This window comes from Flavobacterium sediminilitoris (assembly GCF_023008245.1).
Classification (GTDB): Bacteria; Bacteroidota; Bacteroidia; order Flavobacteriales; family Flavobacteriaceae; genus Flavobacterium; species Flavobacterium sediminilitoris.
In genome coordinates, this window is the sequence record NZ_CP090145.1 from 1879115 (window position 1) to 1897933 (window position 18819).

18 protein-coding genes are annotated in these 18819 nt (G+C 28.7%); 8 read left to right on the top strand and 10 right to left on the bottom strand.

What is annotated here, in order from left to right; translation table 11 throughout:
- Nucleotides 1–99: 99 nt before the first annotated feature.
- On the top strand, nucleotides 100–270 hold the full coding sequence (locus tag LXD69_RS08460; RefSeq protein WP_246918783.1) for a hypothetical protein: 171 nt from the start codon (nucleotides 100–102) through the stop codon (nucleotides 268–270).
- 2 nt (nucleotides 271–272) lie between these two features.
- On the opposite strand, the gene LXD69_RS08465 is transcribed toward LXD69_RS08460, so the two are convergent.
- The gene (locus tag LXD69_RS08465; RefSeq protein ID WP_262916265.1) at nucleotides 273–629 is read right to left on the bottom strand and encodes a helix-turn-helix transcriptional regulator; all 357 of its coding nucleotides are present in this window, start codon (nucleotides 627–629) and stop codon (nucleotides 273–275) included.
- A 237-nt stretch (nucleotides 630–866) separates the two neighbouring features.
- Between LXD69_RS08465 and LXD69_RS08470 the strand changes: the two genes are divergently transcribed.
- From LXD69_RS08470 to LXD69_RS08495, 6 genes are all read left to right on the top strand, one after another.
- Entirely contained in the window at nucleotides 867–1814 is a 948-nt protein-coding gene (locus LXD69_RS08470; protein ID WP_246918787.1) for a hypothetical protein, read from the top strand.
- 12 nt (nucleotides 1815–1826) lie between these two features.
- Nucleotides 1827–2060: a hypothetical protein gene (locus LXD69_RS08475; RefSeq protein ID WP_246918789.1), complete on the top strand. Its 234-nt coding sequence runs from the start codon at nucleotides 1827–1829 to the stop codon at nucleotides 2058–2060.
- Between the two features lie 113 nt (nucleotides 2061–2173).
- The gene (gene gwsG, locus LXD69_RS08480; protein ID WP_246918790.1) at nucleotides 2174–3109 is read left to right on the top strand and encodes a grasp-with-spasm system ATP-grasp peptide maturase; all 936 of its coding nucleotides are present in this window, start codon (nucleotides 2174–2176) and stop codon (nucleotides 3107–3109) included.
- Nucleotides 3102–3290: a hypothetical protein gene (locus LXD69_RS08485; protein ID WP_045967543.1), complete on the top strand. Its 189-nt coding sequence runs from the start codon at nucleotides 3102–3104 to the stop codon at nucleotides 3288–3290. Before gwsG ends, LXD69_RS08485 begins: the two co-directional genes overlap by 8 nt.
- Before the next feature lie 2 nt (nucleotides 3291–3292).
- Nucleotides 3293–4375 (top strand): grasp-with-spasm system SPASM domain peptide maturase, encoded by a 1083-nt coding sequence (gwsS, locus tag LXD69_RS08490; RefSeq protein ID WP_246918792.1) that lies wholly within the window; start codon nucleotides 3293–3295, stop codon nucleotides 4373–4375.
- 450 nt (nucleotides 4376–4825) lie between these two features.
- Entirely contained in the window at nucleotides 4826–5173 is a 348-nt protein-coding gene (locus LXD69_RS08495) for a hypothetical protein (RefSeq protein ID WP_045968256.1), read from the top strand.
- A gap of 202 nt (nucleotides 5174–5375) precedes the next feature.
- On the opposite strand, the gene LXD69_RS08500 is transcribed toward LXD69_RS08495, so the two are convergent.
- From LXD69_RS08500 to LXD69_RS08540, 9 genes are all read right to left on the bottom strand, one after another.
- Nucleotides 5376–7019: an SWIM zinc finger family protein gene (locus LXD69_RS08500; protein ID WP_246918794.1), complete on the bottom strand. Its 1644-nt coding sequence runs from the start codon at nucleotides 7017–7019 to the stop codon at nucleotides 5376–5378.
- A gap of 7 nt (nucleotides 7020–7026) precedes the next feature.
- Entirely contained in the window at nucleotides 7027–10323 is a 3297-nt protein-coding gene (locus LXD69_RS08505; protein ID WP_246918796.1) for a WGR domain-containing protein, read from the bottom strand.
- Between the two features lie 11 nt (nucleotides 10324–10334).
- A complete protein-coding gene (locus tag LXD69_RS08510) occupies nucleotides 10335–11840 on the bottom strand; it encodes a reverse transcriptase family protein (RefSeq protein ID WP_246918798.1) in 1506 nt (501 codons plus the stop codon).
- A 407-nt stretch (nucleotides 11841–12247) separates the two neighbouring features.
- Nucleotides 12248–13303 (bottom strand): bifunctional transcriptional activator/DNA repair enzyme AdaA, encoded by a 1056-nt coding sequence (locus LXD69_RS08515; RefSeq protein ID WP_246918800.1) that lies wholly within the window; start codon nucleotides 13301–13303, stop codon nucleotides 12248–12250.
- Nucleotides 13304–14059 carry an isocitrate lyase/PEP mutase family protein gene (locus LXD69_RS08520; RefSeq protein WP_045967550.1) on the bottom strand — a complete coding sequence of 252 codons (756 nt, stop codon included), beginning with the start codon at nucleotides 14057–14059 and terminating at the stop codon, nucleotides 13304–13306.
- A 117-nt stretch (nucleotides 14060–14176) separates the two neighbouring features.
- On the bottom strand, nucleotides 14177–14743 hold the full coding sequence (locus LXD69_RS08525) for a cysteine hydrolase family protein (RefSeq protein WP_246918802.1): 567 nt from the start codon (nucleotides 14741–14743) through the stop codon (nucleotides 14177–14179).
- Between the two features lie 142 nt (nucleotides 14744–14885).
- Complete coding sequence (locus tag LXD69_RS08530; protein WP_246918803.1) at nucleotides 14886–15986, bottom strand: two-component regulator propeller domain-containing protein; 1101 nt, start codon at nucleotides 15984–15986, stop codon at nucleotides 14886–14888.
- 22 nt (nucleotides 15987–16008) lie between these two features.
- Complete coding sequence (locus LXD69_RS08535) at nucleotides 16009–17112, bottom strand: ligand-binding sensor domain-containing protein (protein WP_246918804.1); 1104 nt, start codon at nucleotides 17110–17112, stop codon at nucleotides 16009–16011.
- 119 nt (nucleotides 17113–17231) lie between these two features.
- Nucleotides 17232–17765 (bottom strand): GNAT family N-acetyltransferase, encoded by a 534-nt coding sequence (locus LXD69_RS08540; RefSeq protein WP_246918806.1) that lies wholly within the window; start codon nucleotides 17763–17765, stop codon nucleotides 17232–17234.
- 120 nt (nucleotides 17766–17885) lie between these two features.
- Here LXD69_RS08540 and LXD69_RS08545 point away from each other — a divergent pair, with 120 nt between their 5' ends.
- The gene (locus tag LXD69_RS08545; protein ID WP_161794120.1) at nucleotides 17886–18680 is read left to right on the top strand and encodes a zinc-dependent peptidase; all 795 of its coding nucleotides are present in this window, start codon (nucleotides 17886–17888) and stop codon (nucleotides 18678–18680) included.
- The last annotated feature ends 139 nt before the right edge of the window (nucleotides 18681–18819 follow it).

The window sequence follows — 18819 nt, forward strand, 5'->3', positions numbered from 1 at the left end:
TACACTTGAGGATTTTTATTTTAAACAGCCCTAAAAACACTTAAAATATAGTTTAAAAATAGAGCACTTAAATAAAGGCCAATATCAAAAATTCCTTTTATGAATAATATTTTTGCACCATATACTAAAGAACAAAAAAAAATGAACGAAAAAATTAATGAGTTAAGGGCTAGATTCTATATAACTACCTTAGAAAACGATACTTTAAAGAAAGAATATGAAGAAAAATATGGCTTTAAATTATTTTGGGGTTTTTGGAATTGTAGATAAAATCAATCACTCAATTTCTCTTTCAATGCTTTAATCTCTTCTTCTAACTTAGCAATATATTTTCGTTGACTTTCTAGCAAATGATCAGGAATAGAATAGATATGGTTTGTTCCTAGATATGTCCCTTTTGAATTATCACGAAAAACAAAAAAATTTGCATCTTCATTTTCATAAATTTCCTCAACAGGCACTTCTAATAGAGTAGCTATTTTTTCCCATTCATTAGTGTTTATTCTTATTTGACCCTTTTCTCTGCGATTGTAGTTCGAAACATCTATACATAAATGTTCAGCCATTTGCTGTTGTGAAAAACCTTTTTGCTTTCTCGACTCAATTAATTTTGTTTTTCCATGAATCAAAATCTATATTGTGAAAATACGCAAAAAAAGCAATACAAATAATCTCTTTTTTTAAAATATCCGAGTACTTCGCAAAGAAGAAAACAAACGGAAAACAAGAAAGGATTTGTTTTTTTTAACATTTATTACAGTTTTAATGTAATAAATCATAAATTTTAACTAAATCCGTTAATTTTCTATCTAACATATAAAATAATCTATAAGTTTGCGCGTTTACAAAATTATAACAAAAATAAAATGAAAGAAAAATCTTTAGTTCTATTGTTTCTATTAATAATTCTATTCTCTTGCAAAAGTACTTATACCAAAATAGGAGATAAAGACGCCAATTATATACCCTATTATCTAAAAGTATATGAAGCGGATAGTTTGTTTATTGTTAAAGATTATAAACGTTCTTATGAGATTTTAGATAGTTTGTTTAAAAAGTACGAACCTATTAATATTTCAGGCTACAAAGAATATGAAACGTATTTAATGGCTTCTTATTTAGTTGAAAAAAATAAAGCGAAAATTGATAAAATTATTCAAAAATCATTTCAAAGATATGGTAGTAATTATATCTTTTTTGAAAATGATACATTATTAAATAAAATTTTAAAAGATTCTAAATTTAATAAAAACGACCTTTCATTATTTTCAGAGAAATATGTTTTAAGTTTAGATTTAAAATTAAGAGATACGGTAGAATTAATGGTTGCTCAAGACAAAGATGTAAGAGGGAAAGGACCAGTTATCGAAGAGAATATTGAAAAGATAAATAGACAAGAAAAGATAAATAGACAAAATGAAAATAGAATTATAACTATTTTCAATAAACATGGCTATCCTAGCGTAAAAAAAATTGGATATTATGAATATAATCAGAAAAATATTGAACTATTAGCTGTTTATTTACATTGTTCACCAACATTTATGGATAGTATTTTATTGCCTAAGTTATATGAATCCTTACGTAAAGGAGAAGCTAATCCCTATAATTATGCAACTGTCTATGATAAATTAAAAATTTATCAAACAGATGAACAATTATATGGAACCTTTCTTGATTATCAAGGACATTCTACACCTTTAATTAATCCTAAAAAAATAGATTCAATTAGAAAAAGTGTTGGTTTAAATAATTTAAATTATCCAAAATGGCGATTGAAAGCCAAATATAATTATGATATGAATATTAACTAAATTTAATATATTATGCAAAAATTAAAATCAATTAAAGAATTTCAGGCAGAAAATCCTGAAGCAACAATGTCTAATTCACAATTAACCTATGGAGGTAGAAATGATGTTTCATTAACTCATCAAGATACGCCAACAGCTGCTAACGACAGTAACTGGAATTGCGGTGATATTACTAGACAAATGATGTGGGATGGTACTCCGTCTGGCGCGCCTTTTACTTTTAATTTAACTCAAGCAATTGATTAAAGTTTTCAAAGACTGTCAAATAAAATGACAGTCTTTTTTAAATTATTTCAACAAATGTTTCATAGAATTAAAATTTTATTAAAAGTTTTAATTCTACAAAATAAAAACCTCTCATGATATTAATCTTATCAAATAGATTTGACACTTCTACAACTATTGTTACTGAGTGGTTAGATTTAGAAAAGATGGACTGGATAAGAATTAATGAAGAAGATCCATTAAATATTCATTTTTTAGGAAGTGACATCAAATTTGAATTAATAAATAATAAATCTTTTTTTCTAAGTGAAATAAAATCATATTGGTATAGAAGAGGTCTATTTAATTTAGCAAATTTTAAACTTTCATCTATAAAGCAGTTTAATAGTTTCCAACAATTTGAAACTAAAAAAATAATAGAATTTATAATGTATAAACTTGATTGTTTGAATAAAATAAACTCATTTAATAATTCTGATGTTAATAAGCTTATTATTTCTGATAAAGCTAGAAAAGTAGGCTTAATAACACCTATAGATTATTTAATATCATTGAAAGATTCTTTTAAAAATTTAGAATCCTATAATAATTCTTTAATTACAAAGTCTGTAAGTGGAGATTGTATGCAAGATTTTCAAAATTTCACAATCTATAACTACACTAAAAAGATCACTCTTAAAGACGTTTCTTCAGATCTTTTTTTTCCTTCTTTAGTTCAGAATTATATAGAAAAAAAGTATGAGATCCGCTCATTCTTTCTTAATAATGAATTCTATTCAATGGCTATTCTTTCTCAAAACAGCAAACAAACTGAAATAGACTTTAGAGATTATAATAAAGAGAAACCAAATAGAACAATACCTTTTAAATTACCTAATTATATTGAGAATAAAATAAAACAACTAATGGACGAATTATCTTTAAATTCAGGATCTATTGATATGATTGTTACTCCTCAAAATGACTTTGTATTTCTAGAAGTAAATCCAATTGGTCAATTTGGAATGACATCTTATCCCTGTAATTATAATATTGAAAAACTTATTGCAAAAACACTAAAATATGACTAAAGAAGAAATTAAAAAATATCTTAAAGATAATAAAGAACTATTTCCCTTGTCATTTTTCGAATTAAAATATAGAGAAAGGTCAATCGAAAATATTAGCAAATATAAAATTGCTGTTTCTGAAAAATATTTTACTGATAATTTTCCAATTTATAAATTCTATAAGCCAATAACTAGATTTTAGATATGTTATTTTTTAAGACTCACACTAACTGCAAAATTTTTAGAGGTTCCAATAGATCAATAATCTTAGATATTCAAAGACAAGATTATACATTAATTCCAAACTCAATGTTTGATATTATTGAATTATTAAATAAAAGAAAATCTATTAATGATATAAAAATGATTTATGGATTAGAAAACGAACAAATAATTGATGAGTACATAGAATTTCTAAATTCAAAAGAATTTGGATTGTATGTTGATTATGAAGAGTTCGATTTTTTTCCTGAAATGAATAATACTTTTGAAATACCATCTAATTTATCAAATTTTGTTATTGAAATAAGTGCATTTAATATTACTAATTTGAAGAAAATTATTAATAGTCTTGAAAATTTGATGTGCAGAAATATTCAATTTATCGCATACGAGGAGTTAGAAATTAATCAAATTAAGAATATTTTAACTTTGACTAAAAATTCAGATTTTATGTCAATTGAACTAATTGTTCATTATTCAGAAGAAATCATTAAATTCATAAAAGATATTGATAAATATAATTTTAGAGTGACTGAATTATTGATACATAATTCGAAAAACAGAAATAAAATTATTGATTTAGCTAGTTTTCCAATAACTTTTTTGGATTATAAAATAAATAACTTTAGTCATTGTGGGAAAATTGGAAATGATTATTTTTCAGTAAACAAAGAAAAAGTTCTAGAATCACTTAACCACAACTCCTGCCTAAACAAAAAAATAGCCATAGATAAAGACGGTAACATAAAAAATTGTCCAGCAATTTCTCAAAGCTTTGGTAACATAAAAAACACCACACTAGAAGAAGCATTGCAACACAAAGACTTTAAAAAATATTGGAACATTACCAAAGATCAAATAGACATTTGCAAAGATTGTGAATTTCGTCATATCTGCACCGATTGCCGTGCTTATATAGAAGATCCCGAAAACCAATATTCCAAACCCCTAAAATGTGGCTATGATCCATATACTAATCAGTGGGAAGAATGGAGTACTAATCCATTAAAACAAAAAGCAATTCAATACTATGGAATGCAAGAACTAATCAGTAAAACAGACTAAAAGAGAAATGTATTTTCTATTTTCTTTGAATGATCTATTTTGTTTATTATAAATTAAATTAGGCTTAATAGTAACTAAGTTTGGTTTAATACGAATTAGATTATGTTTAATAGTAACTAAGTTTGGTTTAATACTAATTAAATTATGTTTAATAGTAATTGAGTTTGGTTTAATGCTAATTAGATTATGTTTAATAGTAATTGAGTTTGGTTTAATGCTAATTAGATTATGCTTAATAGTAATTAAGTTTGATTTAATACTAATTCATTTTTGTTAGTTATTAATCTAATTATGTTTAATAATCTTAGATTAATTAATAAAAATGATATTTTTTTGTAAAAAAATTAACATATATAATCATTTTTGTCAAATTTTTATTTCAAAATGGCACAACATTTGTTTTAATTATTTCGAATGAATTAAATGAATAATAATTTAAAACTGAAAGTTATGGCAAGAAGAAAATTAGCCAGAATATTAGACCTTGAGAAGGCTAATATTCGTTTAGCAGCGGTAAAAAGTATTGATAGCGCATTAGATTTAGGAAGTGACATTACTGTTCCCAATTATGAAGCTGTAATTAATACGTTATCAACAAAATTAAATACTTACAATACTGCTTTAAGTACAATTGATGATTTATATAATGAATGCATCAGTCAAATAGAGATAGTAAAGGACTGGAATGAACGTATTTTAACTGGTGTAGCCACAAAGTATGGAAAAAACAGTTCTCAATATGAGATGGCAGGTGGTAAGAAAAAAAGTGAGCGAAAAAAACCTACTCCCAAAAAATAATTTCTTAAATAACTAAAAGAGACTATTTTAAAAGTAACTGCTTTGTTAGGCTTGTTTTAATTTTTTAAATTATGACACAAGCATAATGAGTTGACAAAGCAAATAAATTATCTTTTTTGAATCTTTAATTTCAAAAAGATAATTTTAATACTTTTAGAATAGTCTCTTGATAATTTTTAGTCTATATCAAAAAAAACATTCATCAAGGCATAGCTTTAGCAGCTTCCATTCGCAAAGCTAATAAATGCTCGCAAGGCCCTTTTCTCAATCCGTTTGCAATAAAATAATCACACTGACAAGAACCACTAATCATACGATTGTCTTTGTCAATTTGGGCTTCCACTGCATAAGTTTGTCTACCGTCTTTAATTTTTGAAGACAGGTGTAGCATATCGCCTTTTACTTCGCCTTTTGCTATGATATTTTGTTGTTTTAGTAATAAATCTGCTTTTTCTTCTTGCGGACTTCCAAAACGGAAAGCATCTACAGATAAAGGCTCTTGCGATAATTCACGTACACGATAAACACCTTTATGCAAATCATAAACCACTCTTCCTGCTTGTGTATAAGCAGCTAAAGAAGAAGATACAATATGAGAATCGAGACCTAATGTTTTGGATAATTGTTCTGGTTGAGCAAACCAATCTTTTTTTAATGCAGTAAAAACTAATTCTTGGGTTTGTTTGTCAACTGTACTACGAGGAGCCATTAAATCAAAATTTCCAGAATGACTCCAGTCATTTGCTGTCCAACCAGATAATCCTAATGTAAAAGTCATATCACCTAAATTGGCAATGAAGAAAGAAGGTAATCCATTTCCTAGAAGATGCACTGTAAAAGTTTTAGCAATAGGTAACAAACGTTCTAAAATATGTAAACGACGTCTTCCCCATATTCTAATGGTTTGATCTTGCGAACCTGTGTAAGGCGAACGGTAAAAAGTGAAAATCTCATTCCAGGGTTCAAACATTACCTGTATAGGCTGTCCAGGTTTCAATATAAAACGAAGCGCACGAGGTCCTTTTTGTTCTTTAAAACGCCTTAAATAAGAACATAAAAGATACATATCTTGCGGATGTAAGTCGAAAGTAACAGCAGGCAAAGTCATAGCCGAGCTTACTTGTAGAAAACCTCTTACCCAAGAATCAGGTAAGTCTATTTTTACTTCTTTGTAAGTTTCTTCATTAGTAGTACTTGCTTCAAATCCGCTAGGATCTATAGAGAATGAAGTTTCTTTATAGTCTCTTATTTTTTGAAATTCATTATAAAGTGATTGTGAATAATCAATATTAGTAGTTCCACAAGCAAACGTATCAATTTGGGTAAACACATTGTAATTACAACTTAGTTTGCCATAAGAAGATTCATCTTGACTAAAACATTCAAAAAAGACTTCATCTGGATGCACCGTAATTACAGGATCTAATACAAACCAAGCATCTCTGTCCTTTTGGTATAAATAGTCAAAATAAGCTTTTTTTGCTTTGTTAAAAGGACCTAACACTTTGTTTTTTTCTTTGTAAACTTCTTGTAATTCTTCTCGTAAAGCAGTTATTCTTTGGCGAGTAGCTTCAATTTGGTTTTCAGCCATATATTCAGAAAGCCAAAGCGATTCTTGTTCTTTTAACCAAGTTTTATATTCCTCACGATCTTTAGGAACAAAACGTAAATCGGAAACCACCACATCATGCAAAGCAGATATAGCTTCACGAAAAGCTATTTTTTTATGTAATTTCCCCACAAAAAAAGTAGGATCGCGTTGTACATCAGGAGCAAAATTCATCCCTACTGAATTAGCATCGGTGTTTACTTTTGAATTTCCTTTGTATTTATAATCAAAAATCATGATGAGTCTAAGAATTAAGAATTAAACAAGAATCCATTTGCGGATAGCAATCTTGTATTTGACTTAAAGCCAATATAAATCGTGCTTTATCTTGCAAAGCAGAAGTAGCTGATAAATAAGAAAACAAACCATTTACATAATGTGCTGCTTTTTCATTTTTTAAAGCTTCTGCTATAAGAAAATCAAGTACACGTTCTTTGGTAATTCTACCTTTGTGTACACGGAATAATACTGAACGGAAATAGAAATCGAGTTGTTCTAATTTTTCAGGAGAATCGGTAGCATATTCTTTTAATAAGTTGGAAACATATAATTGAATTACTTCACTAGGATGTTGAGATAAAGCAATTAGATATTGATGACCCTGCGCTTCTGTAAAATAGCGCATGATTAATTCTTTACCAAACTGCATAACATCGTCACGAACAGAATCTACTAAACTAATAAGTGTTTCTGTAGTCCAATCAGAAGCTTCAAACTGTGTACGGAAAAACTGGAAAGCAAAAGTTCTTGTGTCTTCCCATTTTGAATCAACTAAAGATAAAGCTCTTTCTTTTTCTTTTTTAATTCGTTCAATATTATTTTCATAGTATTGCCATACCCATTGACGAACGGCTAAAAGCTCGCTTTCTGCTAGAGCAATAATTTGTCTTAAAGTAAATGTATTTGTTTTTGGATAAGCATATAACCACAAAGATGCTTCTATTTGTACATCTCTATAATTAGCAAATAAAACCTGAAGTAGATAATTAGGTTCTAAGTATTGTAAATAAACCTTATATGCTTCTAGTTGATTGATAATAAAAGAATGACTGCCTTCAAATGCAGGTTTGCTTATTAATGTTTGCACAATTTGTATCCACGTGCTTTGCAATTGAGAAGCTAAACTAGGTCGTAATCCTAAATTTAAAACGGTTTGAACTACCATTGCAGTATCATGTTGAAGCAATGTTAAAACAGTATTCCAATGCGTTTGTATATCTGTTTCAGAAGCTTTTTGTAATAAATCAAGTCCTATATAACGTACTTCTTGTAGCGGATTTTGGATAAATTCAACACAAAGTGAAATAGGAATGTTTTCATTCGCTTGTGCTTTAAGTGCAATAATTTCACTAGCTAATAAAGCATTCATACCCAATGGAGCTTCAAGTAAATAACTGATGATTTTTGGGTGAAGTGAAGCTAATTGATCTTTAGCTACTATTTTTAAGCGTTGAATGGTTTTTTTAGCTAAAATATTATGTGCAGGAGTATCTGTTAAGAGAATAAGTTTTTGAATGGTTTGCTCTACAATTTCTTTAGTTGTTGCTTCATTGAATCGAATTGCTTCTAACTGTTCTATAATCCAAGTATCTAAGAACTCCTGATTATTAAAAAGTAATGCAATTAGTGCTTCTGCATTTTCTAAATAGAAAGAACGATTAAAACTAATTGTTCTACTTGCCCAAGTTAATGTAGGCTGATGTGATACATTAAGCAACAAAAGCATGTAATTAGGCAGTTTTTCAAATTCCTGTTTTCGATTTTCTAGTGTTTGATATCCTAATTTTTGAGGAATTTCAAAAGGATTTTGTAAAAGCTGAATGATATCTTCAAGAGAAAATCTTTTTTTTATGGCATCATAGTTAGCATGAGCTTGTAATCTATCAAAAGCAAATTGATGGATGAGGTTCATTTTTCCCATCATTAACAATTGAATGTAAGCTTCAGGGTAAGCATCCCAATGTTCTGGATAGAGTTCTGTTCTTTGTGATACTTCTGTTAAAGTAGATTCAGGTTGTGATATGGTTTCAGGAACAATAGTTTCTTTTTTAGAAAAGAAGTTTTTCAATGTACTTAAGAGCCCTTTTTCTTCTTTAGATTCCTTTTTTGTAGCTTTATTTTCTGGATTATAAGGGCGAACATTGTTGACGTTATAATACCATTTGTCACTTATTTCATAAGTTTTGCTATGAATTAATTCTAATTTTGGAGTCAACATTCTAGTAGAGTCATTCCCAAAAAGAATACTCGATAATAAATAAGCTTTTGAGCATTCAGCATATTCAATAGAGGTAAAAAGATATTGTCTTAATTCATAAGAATACATTCCATATTGCTGTGGAGGTTGTTTTATTTTAGCGGTATAATCTGCTTCTGTATATTGAAGAAGTTGATTAATGGCTAGTTTTATATAATCTTTTCCATCTTTTTGTGTTCCTAATTGTATAAGATGAGTTACACTATTTTGTTGGAAATAATATTTTGTATTGTGTGAAAAAGCAACTCTACTATTTTTGCCTCTTAATTCTTTTCCTATATTTAAATATTCACCTATACTATTAATATATTGATGAGTAGGATAACCGTCTGGGTCTAATGATGCCCGACGAGTGTACATAGGTTTTTCTTTTTCTAATCGATAAGAGAGTAGTGCTAGTATTGTATAATCTTTGCGTATTTGAGCTAGTTTATACAATGATCGTATTGTTTTAAAATAAGGAGGAATAAAAGGAATTTGCTCAATAATAGCTTGTATTCCTTTGTTCCATTGCGGATTAAATAGACTTAATAAATAAAAAGCAGAAAAGCCTTCTAAAGCAAGTTTTTGTTCTATTTGCAAGGAATAAAAATGGAATGTAGCATCTGTTTCGCCTTCTTTAATAACTTCTTGTAAGGTTTCAGGTAATAAAGTAAAACATTTTCTTTTTATCTCATTTAAATCTTCACCTTCTTCCATTAATTGAAATAAGCCTTCGTAAGCTAACCAACGAACATGATCCTTTTGTTTAATTTGGAGTGCTGCGGTTTTTAAAAAAGGAATTGCTTCAACTGTTTTTAACTGAATAAAAGCCCATATTGAAGCATATAATTGAAAATCATCACCTTTTGAAGCTAATTTCAAAATATAAGGAGCCGCTTTAGTAATGCCTAATTCTCCTGCTTTCCAAATAACGCGTGACGTTTTCCAAGTGGTTTTGAATGATTGTGTATTTTCAACAGCATCTTGTAAACGAAGTAATATTCGACCTTCTAGTGTATTTTTGTCTAAATGATTTAATACAGGAAGTGGAATATTAATTTCTTCTTCAGTTTGATAACCTTTTGTTCTTTTTTCTTGTTCTAGCTTATTAAATATTTTTTCCGCTTCTTGCTGGTTTACACTTGCGGGTGTTTTAGTTCCTTCTTTTAAGGATGCTCCTCTTCTGCCATATCTGAAGTTAACGAGATATTCACCGTTTGTTAATTTACAAAGGTCTATTTCATATACTTTATCTGAATTTCCTTCTCGGAAGAATAATTTACATTGTTGAATCAGTTTCATAAAATAGAGTATTAAAAATTAGACCACCAATTAGAAGGTGAAGAGGAATTTTCTTTTTCGCTTAGTGTTTCTTCTTTTTTTTGTGTTTCCACAGGTAAAGGAGTTGAACATTTAGTAATAGGTTTGCCATGCTTTACAACAATTTCTTCTAATTTTTTGCGAAAAACAATTGCTTTTTCAGGTTGAACCATGTGAATAAATAAAATATATCCATCAATGGCATTATAAATATTTTTAGCTTTTCCCCATTTTTGATCTTTCCAACCATTGCATGAAATATTATGTAATAATGCTCTAAATTGTCGTAGTCGATTGCGATCTATATTAGGTTTTTCATTGACAACAATTCCTGTTACTTTTTGTTGACGTGATTTTTTCATCAGATGTATTTTATCTGGATGCACTGTGAAATCTTCACTAGTAATAATTTTTTTAGCAAAATAGAGTAGTGCTGCACTATTTTTAGCATTGTTTTCTTCCGATGAAAAAGTTAAATCATCAGCATATCGCGTGTAAGTAAAACCATATCGTTGTGCTAGTCCCTTTAAACGCTTGTCTAATTTATAAGCAATAAGGTTGCTTATAGCTGGACTTGCAGGAGAGCCTTGTGGTAAAATTCTATTTCCAGATTGAACATAATATTTTACACCATCTAATAGTACTTCTTTTGTTTCAGCTTGAGTGCTAATAAGCGCAAAAATACTTGCGATTTGCTCAGAATAACCTAAGGCTTTGAATAATCCTTTTACTCTTTTAAAATGAATGCTAGGGAAAAAATCTTTTAAGTCTATATTGATTACAACTTCTTTGCCTATATGTGATTTTGCATTACTCACTATAGAACGATTGGCAGTGAAACCATGAACTTCTTCTGCCATTGTAATTTTTGACAAAAGAGTATCCAATAACCATTTTTGAAGGTTTTTTAAACCTGTTTTAGGAGCTGATATTTTTCTTTTTCCACCTGATTTTTTTGGAATTTCAAAAGTATAATAGTGACTATTTGTACTTACTTTTCTATGATAGCACCAGTAAGTTAATTTTTTAGTACTAGTTCCTATACTTTCTGCTAAATGCAAAACATTTTCAAAAAAAGGAAGGTTATTTTGAAGAAGTAAATCTTTGTTTGATTCGGTTTGTTGTAGTCCTTTTGAAACGTCATCACCTAAATAAATGATTTCTTTTTCTTGAATTTCTTGCCAACGAGCTGCTTGATCTTGTTTTTTTTGTTCTCTCTTTTGCTTTGTTTCTTCACGTTTCGCTTTTGCTTTTTGCATGCGTTGTTTGTGAATTTCTTTGAGTAACATTTCTTGGTTTTGAAATTTACGTTCTTTTGCAACTAAAGCAGTAAGTTCTTTGTTGAGATTGGCTTCTCTTTGAATAAGAGTTTCTTCTAATGTAGGCTCTCCTTGAGATTTCCAAAATCCCAATCGTTTCATTTCTTCTAGAATATATCCATCTTTTGAACTCTCTTTTATTCGATCATAAAGCTGTTGTCGCGTAAGTTGTTCTGACATATTTATTGTTTTAAAATGAAAAGTCCTATTTTTAAGAGGATTAAAAATAGGACTTAGTTAAAACCTTCGTATTCTCTTAGGACTATATCTATCAACTCCAGAGAAAACGTACTAGTAGTGCATTTTATCTCTCGGAGAAGGCACCGAAAATGCACTACTAGTACGTTTTCTCACCCTAAAGATAGTATGTAGTGATGTGTGAAATACAATTTCTACTTGATGACGAAACATCATCTTTTTCTTTTTAAAAGAAAAGCAAGGTACTTAACCTGTCACAAATATGGTAAGAATTTTTTTATTTTCCAAATAGATAATCGAGATATTTTTCACGATTTTAATACTTTTTTATAATGATATTGAGGAAAATAAGTTATGCCTTTTATAGAATTTAATTTAAAAAAATATTATTACAATATGTTTTTAGTTTCGTGTTCTATCAGCCATTTTTTTCGTTCAATTCCACCACCATATCCTGTCATTTTTCCATCTTTTCCAATTACTCTATGACAAGGAATAATAATAGAAATTCTATTAAAACCATTAGCTGAAGCAACGGCTCTTATTGCTTTTGGATTATTGATTTTCTCGGCTTGTTGCTGATATGTTGTAGTTGTTCCGTATTTAATTTCTTTTAAACAATTCCAAACAGAATTTTGAAAGTCAGTTCCAGGAGTTTCGAGTTTTAGACTGAAAACTTTCCTTTTTCCATCAAAATATTCCGTAATTTCTTTTTTAGCCTGTTTTATATGTTCGTTTTCTCCTGTAATAATAGTAGCATTTAATAATTTTTGTAAATCTTTAAATTCTGTTTCCAGCATTCGCCTATCTACAAATTCTAGGAGACAGATTCCGTTTTCAGTAGCGCAAACAAACATTGGTCCTAAAGGAGTTGTTAATCGGTTAATTAAAATAACATTTTTATGTGTACTTTTTTGAGGTGATTTACCTATTATTTTTTTAAAGGTATAACCAAACCCGCTTAAAGATTCATACCCTGAATCAAAAGCTGTGTTTGTTGTGTTTTTACCTTTTTTTAATTCTTGGTAAGCGTTGTTAATTCTATACATTCTTTGATAAGCCTGAAATGTTATGCCATAATTTTGATTAAACCATCTGCGTATTACTTCTGGACTTATGTTTTTTTGACGAAGTTGATCGTCTGTTATTTTTTCTTTAGGATTTTCTTGAACTAATTTAATAGCTAATGCAATCTGTTCTGGTGCTTCATTCGCATTTTCAGTAGGCTTGCAAATTTTGCAAGGTCTATATCCGTTATCTAGTGCTTCTTTAAATGACGTGTAAAATTCTACATTTTCTAATTTTGGTTTTCTTGCTCTACAAGTAGCAATACAAAAAACAGAAGTAGTTTTTACACCTACAAAAAAGATGCCTACAAAGCGTTGTTCTCTTTTTAACAAAGCATTGTAATATGTTTCTATTTTTTCATTGTCTGTAATTAGCATTTAACAAACGGATTTAAATGATTTCTGGTTGATTACTTCTTGTAATGTTTGCTCAAATTGAGTGTACATTTTATCAAATAAGAAATTACCCATGCTTATTCTTTTTACTCCTAATTGAGTTAGTGTATCAAAATTTGGAAGATTTGGCACACACATTACATTGATTGGTAACTTAGTGTAAGTTACAATTTCTTTTATATCTGCTATGTTTTTAATGCAAGGTATAAAAATTCCATTTGCACCTGCATTTTCATATAATTGAATTCGTTTTTTTGTTTCTTCAATTGCGTTTGAATAATTTAATAAGAAAGTATCGATTCTTACATTGATAAATATTTCAAAATTTTCTTTATGAAGTATTTTTTTTATTTCTGAAAGTGTTCTTGCAAATTCATCTGCATTTAGTAATACTCTGTTGTCTTTAACAATGCTATCTTCTATGTTAATTCCAACAACTCCTATAGCTGCTAATTGTTTAATGTGATTGGCAATTTCTATAGGATTGCGACTGTAACCCGATTCTAAATCTACAGATAGAGGGAGCTTTGTGTTTAGGGCTATTCGTTTTACAAAATATTTTAATTCTGAAAATTCCATTTCTTCTCCATCGTTATATCCTAAGAGTGCTGCAATTGCTGAACTTGAAGTTCCAATGGCTTGAAGGTTTAATCTTTCAGCAATTTTTGCGCTAGATACATCCCAAACATTTCCAATTAATAAAGGTTTGTCTTGATTGTGTAAGTCTTTAAATTTCATCGTATAATTGTTTGAAGCAAAGTTCCGATGATAGTGTTTATTCAGCAACCGAAAAATGGACGAGTATTTTTTTTGCACACAATAATTTGTGCAGGAGTAGTATTTATTTAAGCTGTTTTATATTTCAGTCATTAATTTTTCTAAGCTCCATACTGTTGCAAATTCTTCATTTAGGTTTGCAAGTGTTGTTAAATGGATAATTTCTGAATCATATTTTTCTCCGTTAATTCCTATTCGATCAAATGTAGCTGTTGCATCTGAAATTAAATACGTTTCGTATCCGAAGTTTCCAGCCATTCTGGTTGTTGTTGATACGCAATGATTTGTTGTTATTCCAACAATGACTAAAGTATTAATGTTTAGATTGTCTAATTGTTCTTTTAAATCGGTTCCGATAAAAGCACTATTTACGTTTTTTGTGATTATAGGTTCGTTTTTTAGTGGAGTTACGTGTTCATTGAATTGAAATCCTTCATTTGAGATATGTAATTTAGAATTTAAATTTGTTGAACTATGTCTGATGTGAAATACGGGTAAGTTTAATTTTCGCCATTGATTTAAAATTTGACCGCAAATGGCTTCTGCATTTTTATTATTTCTATTTCCACCCCAATATTCTTCATCTAAGAAAGCTTTTTGTACATCGATTAAGATTAAAGCAGGATTTTTTTTTCGAAGATTCATGTATAGTTTAGCTAGATTAATAATTACACTATGCTTTTAAGTGTATTTTTATTTTCAAATATAGAGAAAATAAACAAAAAACTATGGGAAAGGATTTTAGTTTTGATGTAATGAAAATGAATCATGAAGTATAGTGTTCCTACTACTTTGGTATTGTTAATTTGAATTTTTCGAAGGTTTCTCCGTTGTATTTATATGTGCCATCATTATGTGTTGCAATCCACAGATTCCCTTGATTATCATTATAAATTGCAAATAACAGAATTTCTTTTTCTTCATTTTTAATAGGATACTGAATAAGTTCTTTTCCGTTGTTTTTCCAAATGCCATCATTATAACTAATCATCCATAAATCATTATGATTGTCAATTGTCATTGACATAAAATATAGATTCTTTTTTCTATTGTTTTCAATCCCTTTTTCTCTTTTATAGTTAATTAGATTAGTTTCATTATCTACTGTTTTATCAGGTAAGATTTTGTATTTATAAGTTGAATTGCAAATCCAGAAGTATCCTTCTTTATCTTCTATAATGGAACGAATACCAAATGAACCGCCTTCTGGTGTTTCTGTTAAAAGCTTTTCATACATCCAACTTATTTTTTCTCCGTCAAAACGATAAATGCCTAAACTTGAAGTGCCAAACCAAAGTGTTCCTTTGTGATCTTTGTAGATTGAATAAATGCCATAAGGGTTATAAGAAATATTTGGATATTTTGAATGAAACTCATCTTCAAGCTGGCTTTTAGGAAATTTTAAATGGAATAAATTTTTACCATCATATCGATAAGGACCGTTATTATTCCATCCTATTCTAAACCATAAATCATTTGGTTCAAGTTTCCATTCGTTTTCACCTTCTATTATTTTTAATATTGTAAATTGTTGTCTGTCAAATTTGTTAACACCATCTGGTGTATCAAAAAAGAGATTGCCCCTCTTATCTTCTTGATTTCCTAAAATAGAATAGCTAATTAATCCATCTTTTGAAGTATATAGAATAAGATTTTTTCCATTGTATTTATAAACGCCTTTTTCTTTGCTGCTAAACCAATAGTTGTTGTTTTTGTCTTGATAAATCAGAGTAGCTTTTGAATCGAGTTCATAAACTGTTTTTCCAATGGATTTTTTTTCAAGTTTTAAAGGAGTGGCATTGGTGTTTTTTTGTTCATTACAAGAAGAAAATACTGTTAGAATTGTAAAAAGTATTGACAAGATAAAAGGAGTGTTTATTAAAGTCATTTTAATAAGATTTAAGTTGAACTTAATCATTCCATGGTCCATTTCTAGTTATATTTATGAATGATTTTCCATTGTAACGATAAGCTCCCATAAATCCTACACTCCAAATGCGTCCTTGATTGTCTTCTAAGATTTTAAAAGTAGCATTGTTTGAAAGTCCTTGCTCTGCGTGGAAATGAGTAAAGTTTTCTCCATCATAACGATAAATACCTTCTCCTTTTACATTGAACCAAATGTTTTTGTTTTTATCTTCTGATATGTTCCAGATTTCTTTTCCAGTGATATTTCCTTTTTCTGTTATATTTATAAAAGAATTACCGTTGAAATAACACAATCCATTATGAGTAGTAGCAAACCAAATATTTCCACTTGAATCTTCTATAATAGAATTCACATTATTATTGCACAAACCATCTTTTTCAGAAATATTAGTTAATTTCTCACCATTATATATGTAAGCACCTCCATTAGTACCAAACCATAGTTGCCCTTTACTATCTTCCATGATAGAGTGTACTATTTTACTACTTGTAACACCTCTTGTGTTGTCTGGTTTAGCTTCAGGAATGTAAAAAGGAGTGAATTTTTCTCCATCAAAACGGCTAACTCCTTGTAAAGTGCCTATCCAAATAATTCCATTAGTATCTATTGCCATACTCCTAACATTATTGCTAATTAGTTCTTGTTTCTCTGTGAAATTGGTAAAATAAGTGCCGTCATATTGAGTTATTCCTCCATCATGACCAATCCATAGGTTTCCTAATTGGTCTTCTATTATTACTGTTACAACAATTCTTTTTCCAAGATCATTTTTTATGTCGAAATAAATCAATTCCTCCCCGTTATAACGACAAAGACCGTTTTGAGTACCAAACCAGAAGAAATTATTTTTATCTTGAAATATGGTACGGACTACTCCGCTAATTTGATTTCCTTGTGACTCTTTAACGTGAGGATCTGTTTTGAATTCAGGTAGGGTTTTTGCGGATAAACTAATGCTATTAGCTAATACTTTAGTCTTTTCGGGAAATATTTTCGTTTCTTTTTGCCCATTGCATGATGATGAAATTGAAAAGATTAAAATAAATATAAATGATTTACTTGTTAAAAGGCATTTTTTTATCATACTGCTATATTTTTTATTTATAGTAATTTTTGTGTTTAACTTTACTGTAAATTTAAATAGCGAGATGGGGTAAAATGTAAAAGAAGTGTAAATAATTGTAATTTTTTATAAATTTAAGGCTATTTGTATCTATTTTGTAGTGTCCAATAAATCATCTCATGGTCTCTTTTTGCTTCTATAAAGTTCAACTTTTTTATTAGATTGATAGAACCTGTGTTTTCAATTAAACATTTTGCTGTTATTTCTTTTATGAGTCCTGTTGAAAAAGCCCATTTTATAAGTTCTTTTGTTGCTTCTTCTGCATAACCATTTCTTCTTTCTTCTTCTATTATGCCATATCCAATGTCGATATTTTCTTCTTTATGGTTATATCCTTTAAATCCTAGATCTCCAATTATTTCTAATGTTTCTTTTTTTATAATCATCCAAGATTCAAATCCAGTAGGCGATTCAACTTGTGATAAGTTATTAATTATTTTAGGTAAAGTCTCTATAACATCATTATCGGGCCAACTTTTTCCTCTTTTTAATCCCATGTCAAATAAATTGCTAAAATTTTTATTGATGATGTTTTCGCAAATTTGTATTGTATATGGAATTAAGATTAATCGTTCAGTTGTAAGTTTATCGATTTGTAAGGTTTGTATTTTCAATGTTTTTATACTATTTGTTCTTTCATATAAAGCTAATATTTTTTTTATAGAATGGATAATTTTATATTTAATTTTTTATATTCGTCTTTTAGGTAATCATAGCTCCAAATAAATCAACCATTGCAGTATATTTTATTATTTTTAGGTTTAGCCTTTCTGGTTTTCTTTACTTATAATGTGGCTATAGAGCCTATTTATGCTTTCTTCTTTAGAAGACCTATTTATGTGCATTTTTATCCTTTTCCAAAGAAGTTAAAATTGAGTCAAGTACAAATTTTGCACAATCAATTTGAATTTTATAAAAAATTATCGCCAAAAGAGAAAGTTTACTTTGAGCATAGAGTGGCTACTTTTATAACGCGATATTCTTTTCACGGAAATGAAGGATTAGTTGTGACTGATGAAATGAGAGTTTTAATAGCTGCAACGGCTATTATGCTAACTTTTGGAATGAGAAAGTATCTTTTTTCTGTAATAGATAAAATAGTTATATATCCAGATATTTATTATTCTAAAATGAATGATGCCTATCATAAAGGAGAATTTAACCCTAGAATGAAAGCAATAGTATTTTCATGGAAAGATTTTATGGAAGGATATAATATAAGTAATGATAATTTAAATTTAGGATTACATGAATTTGGGCATGTATTGCATCATCAAGGATTGAAAAATACGGACACTTCTGCTACTATTTTTACTGTTACTTATGAGGAAATAATGGAACAGGTAAAACATCCGCCAAACTATAAAAAACTTATCGCTTCTAATTATTTTAGGATTTATGCCTATACAAATGAGTTTGAATTTATTGCAGTAATATTAGAACACTTTTTTGAAACACCAGATCAATTTAAACAAGAGTTTCCAGAGTTATATGACAAAGTCAAAATAATGATTAATTTTAAAGGCTAAATAATTCTTCCATATTTAGATATAATGATTGTTATTTGAAGTTTTGATATTTAGTATAACAAGGGAAAGTTTACAAAAGAGAAGTGTTGTTATAATTTCATGATTATATTTTTAAATACTAAAATATAACCTTAACTTT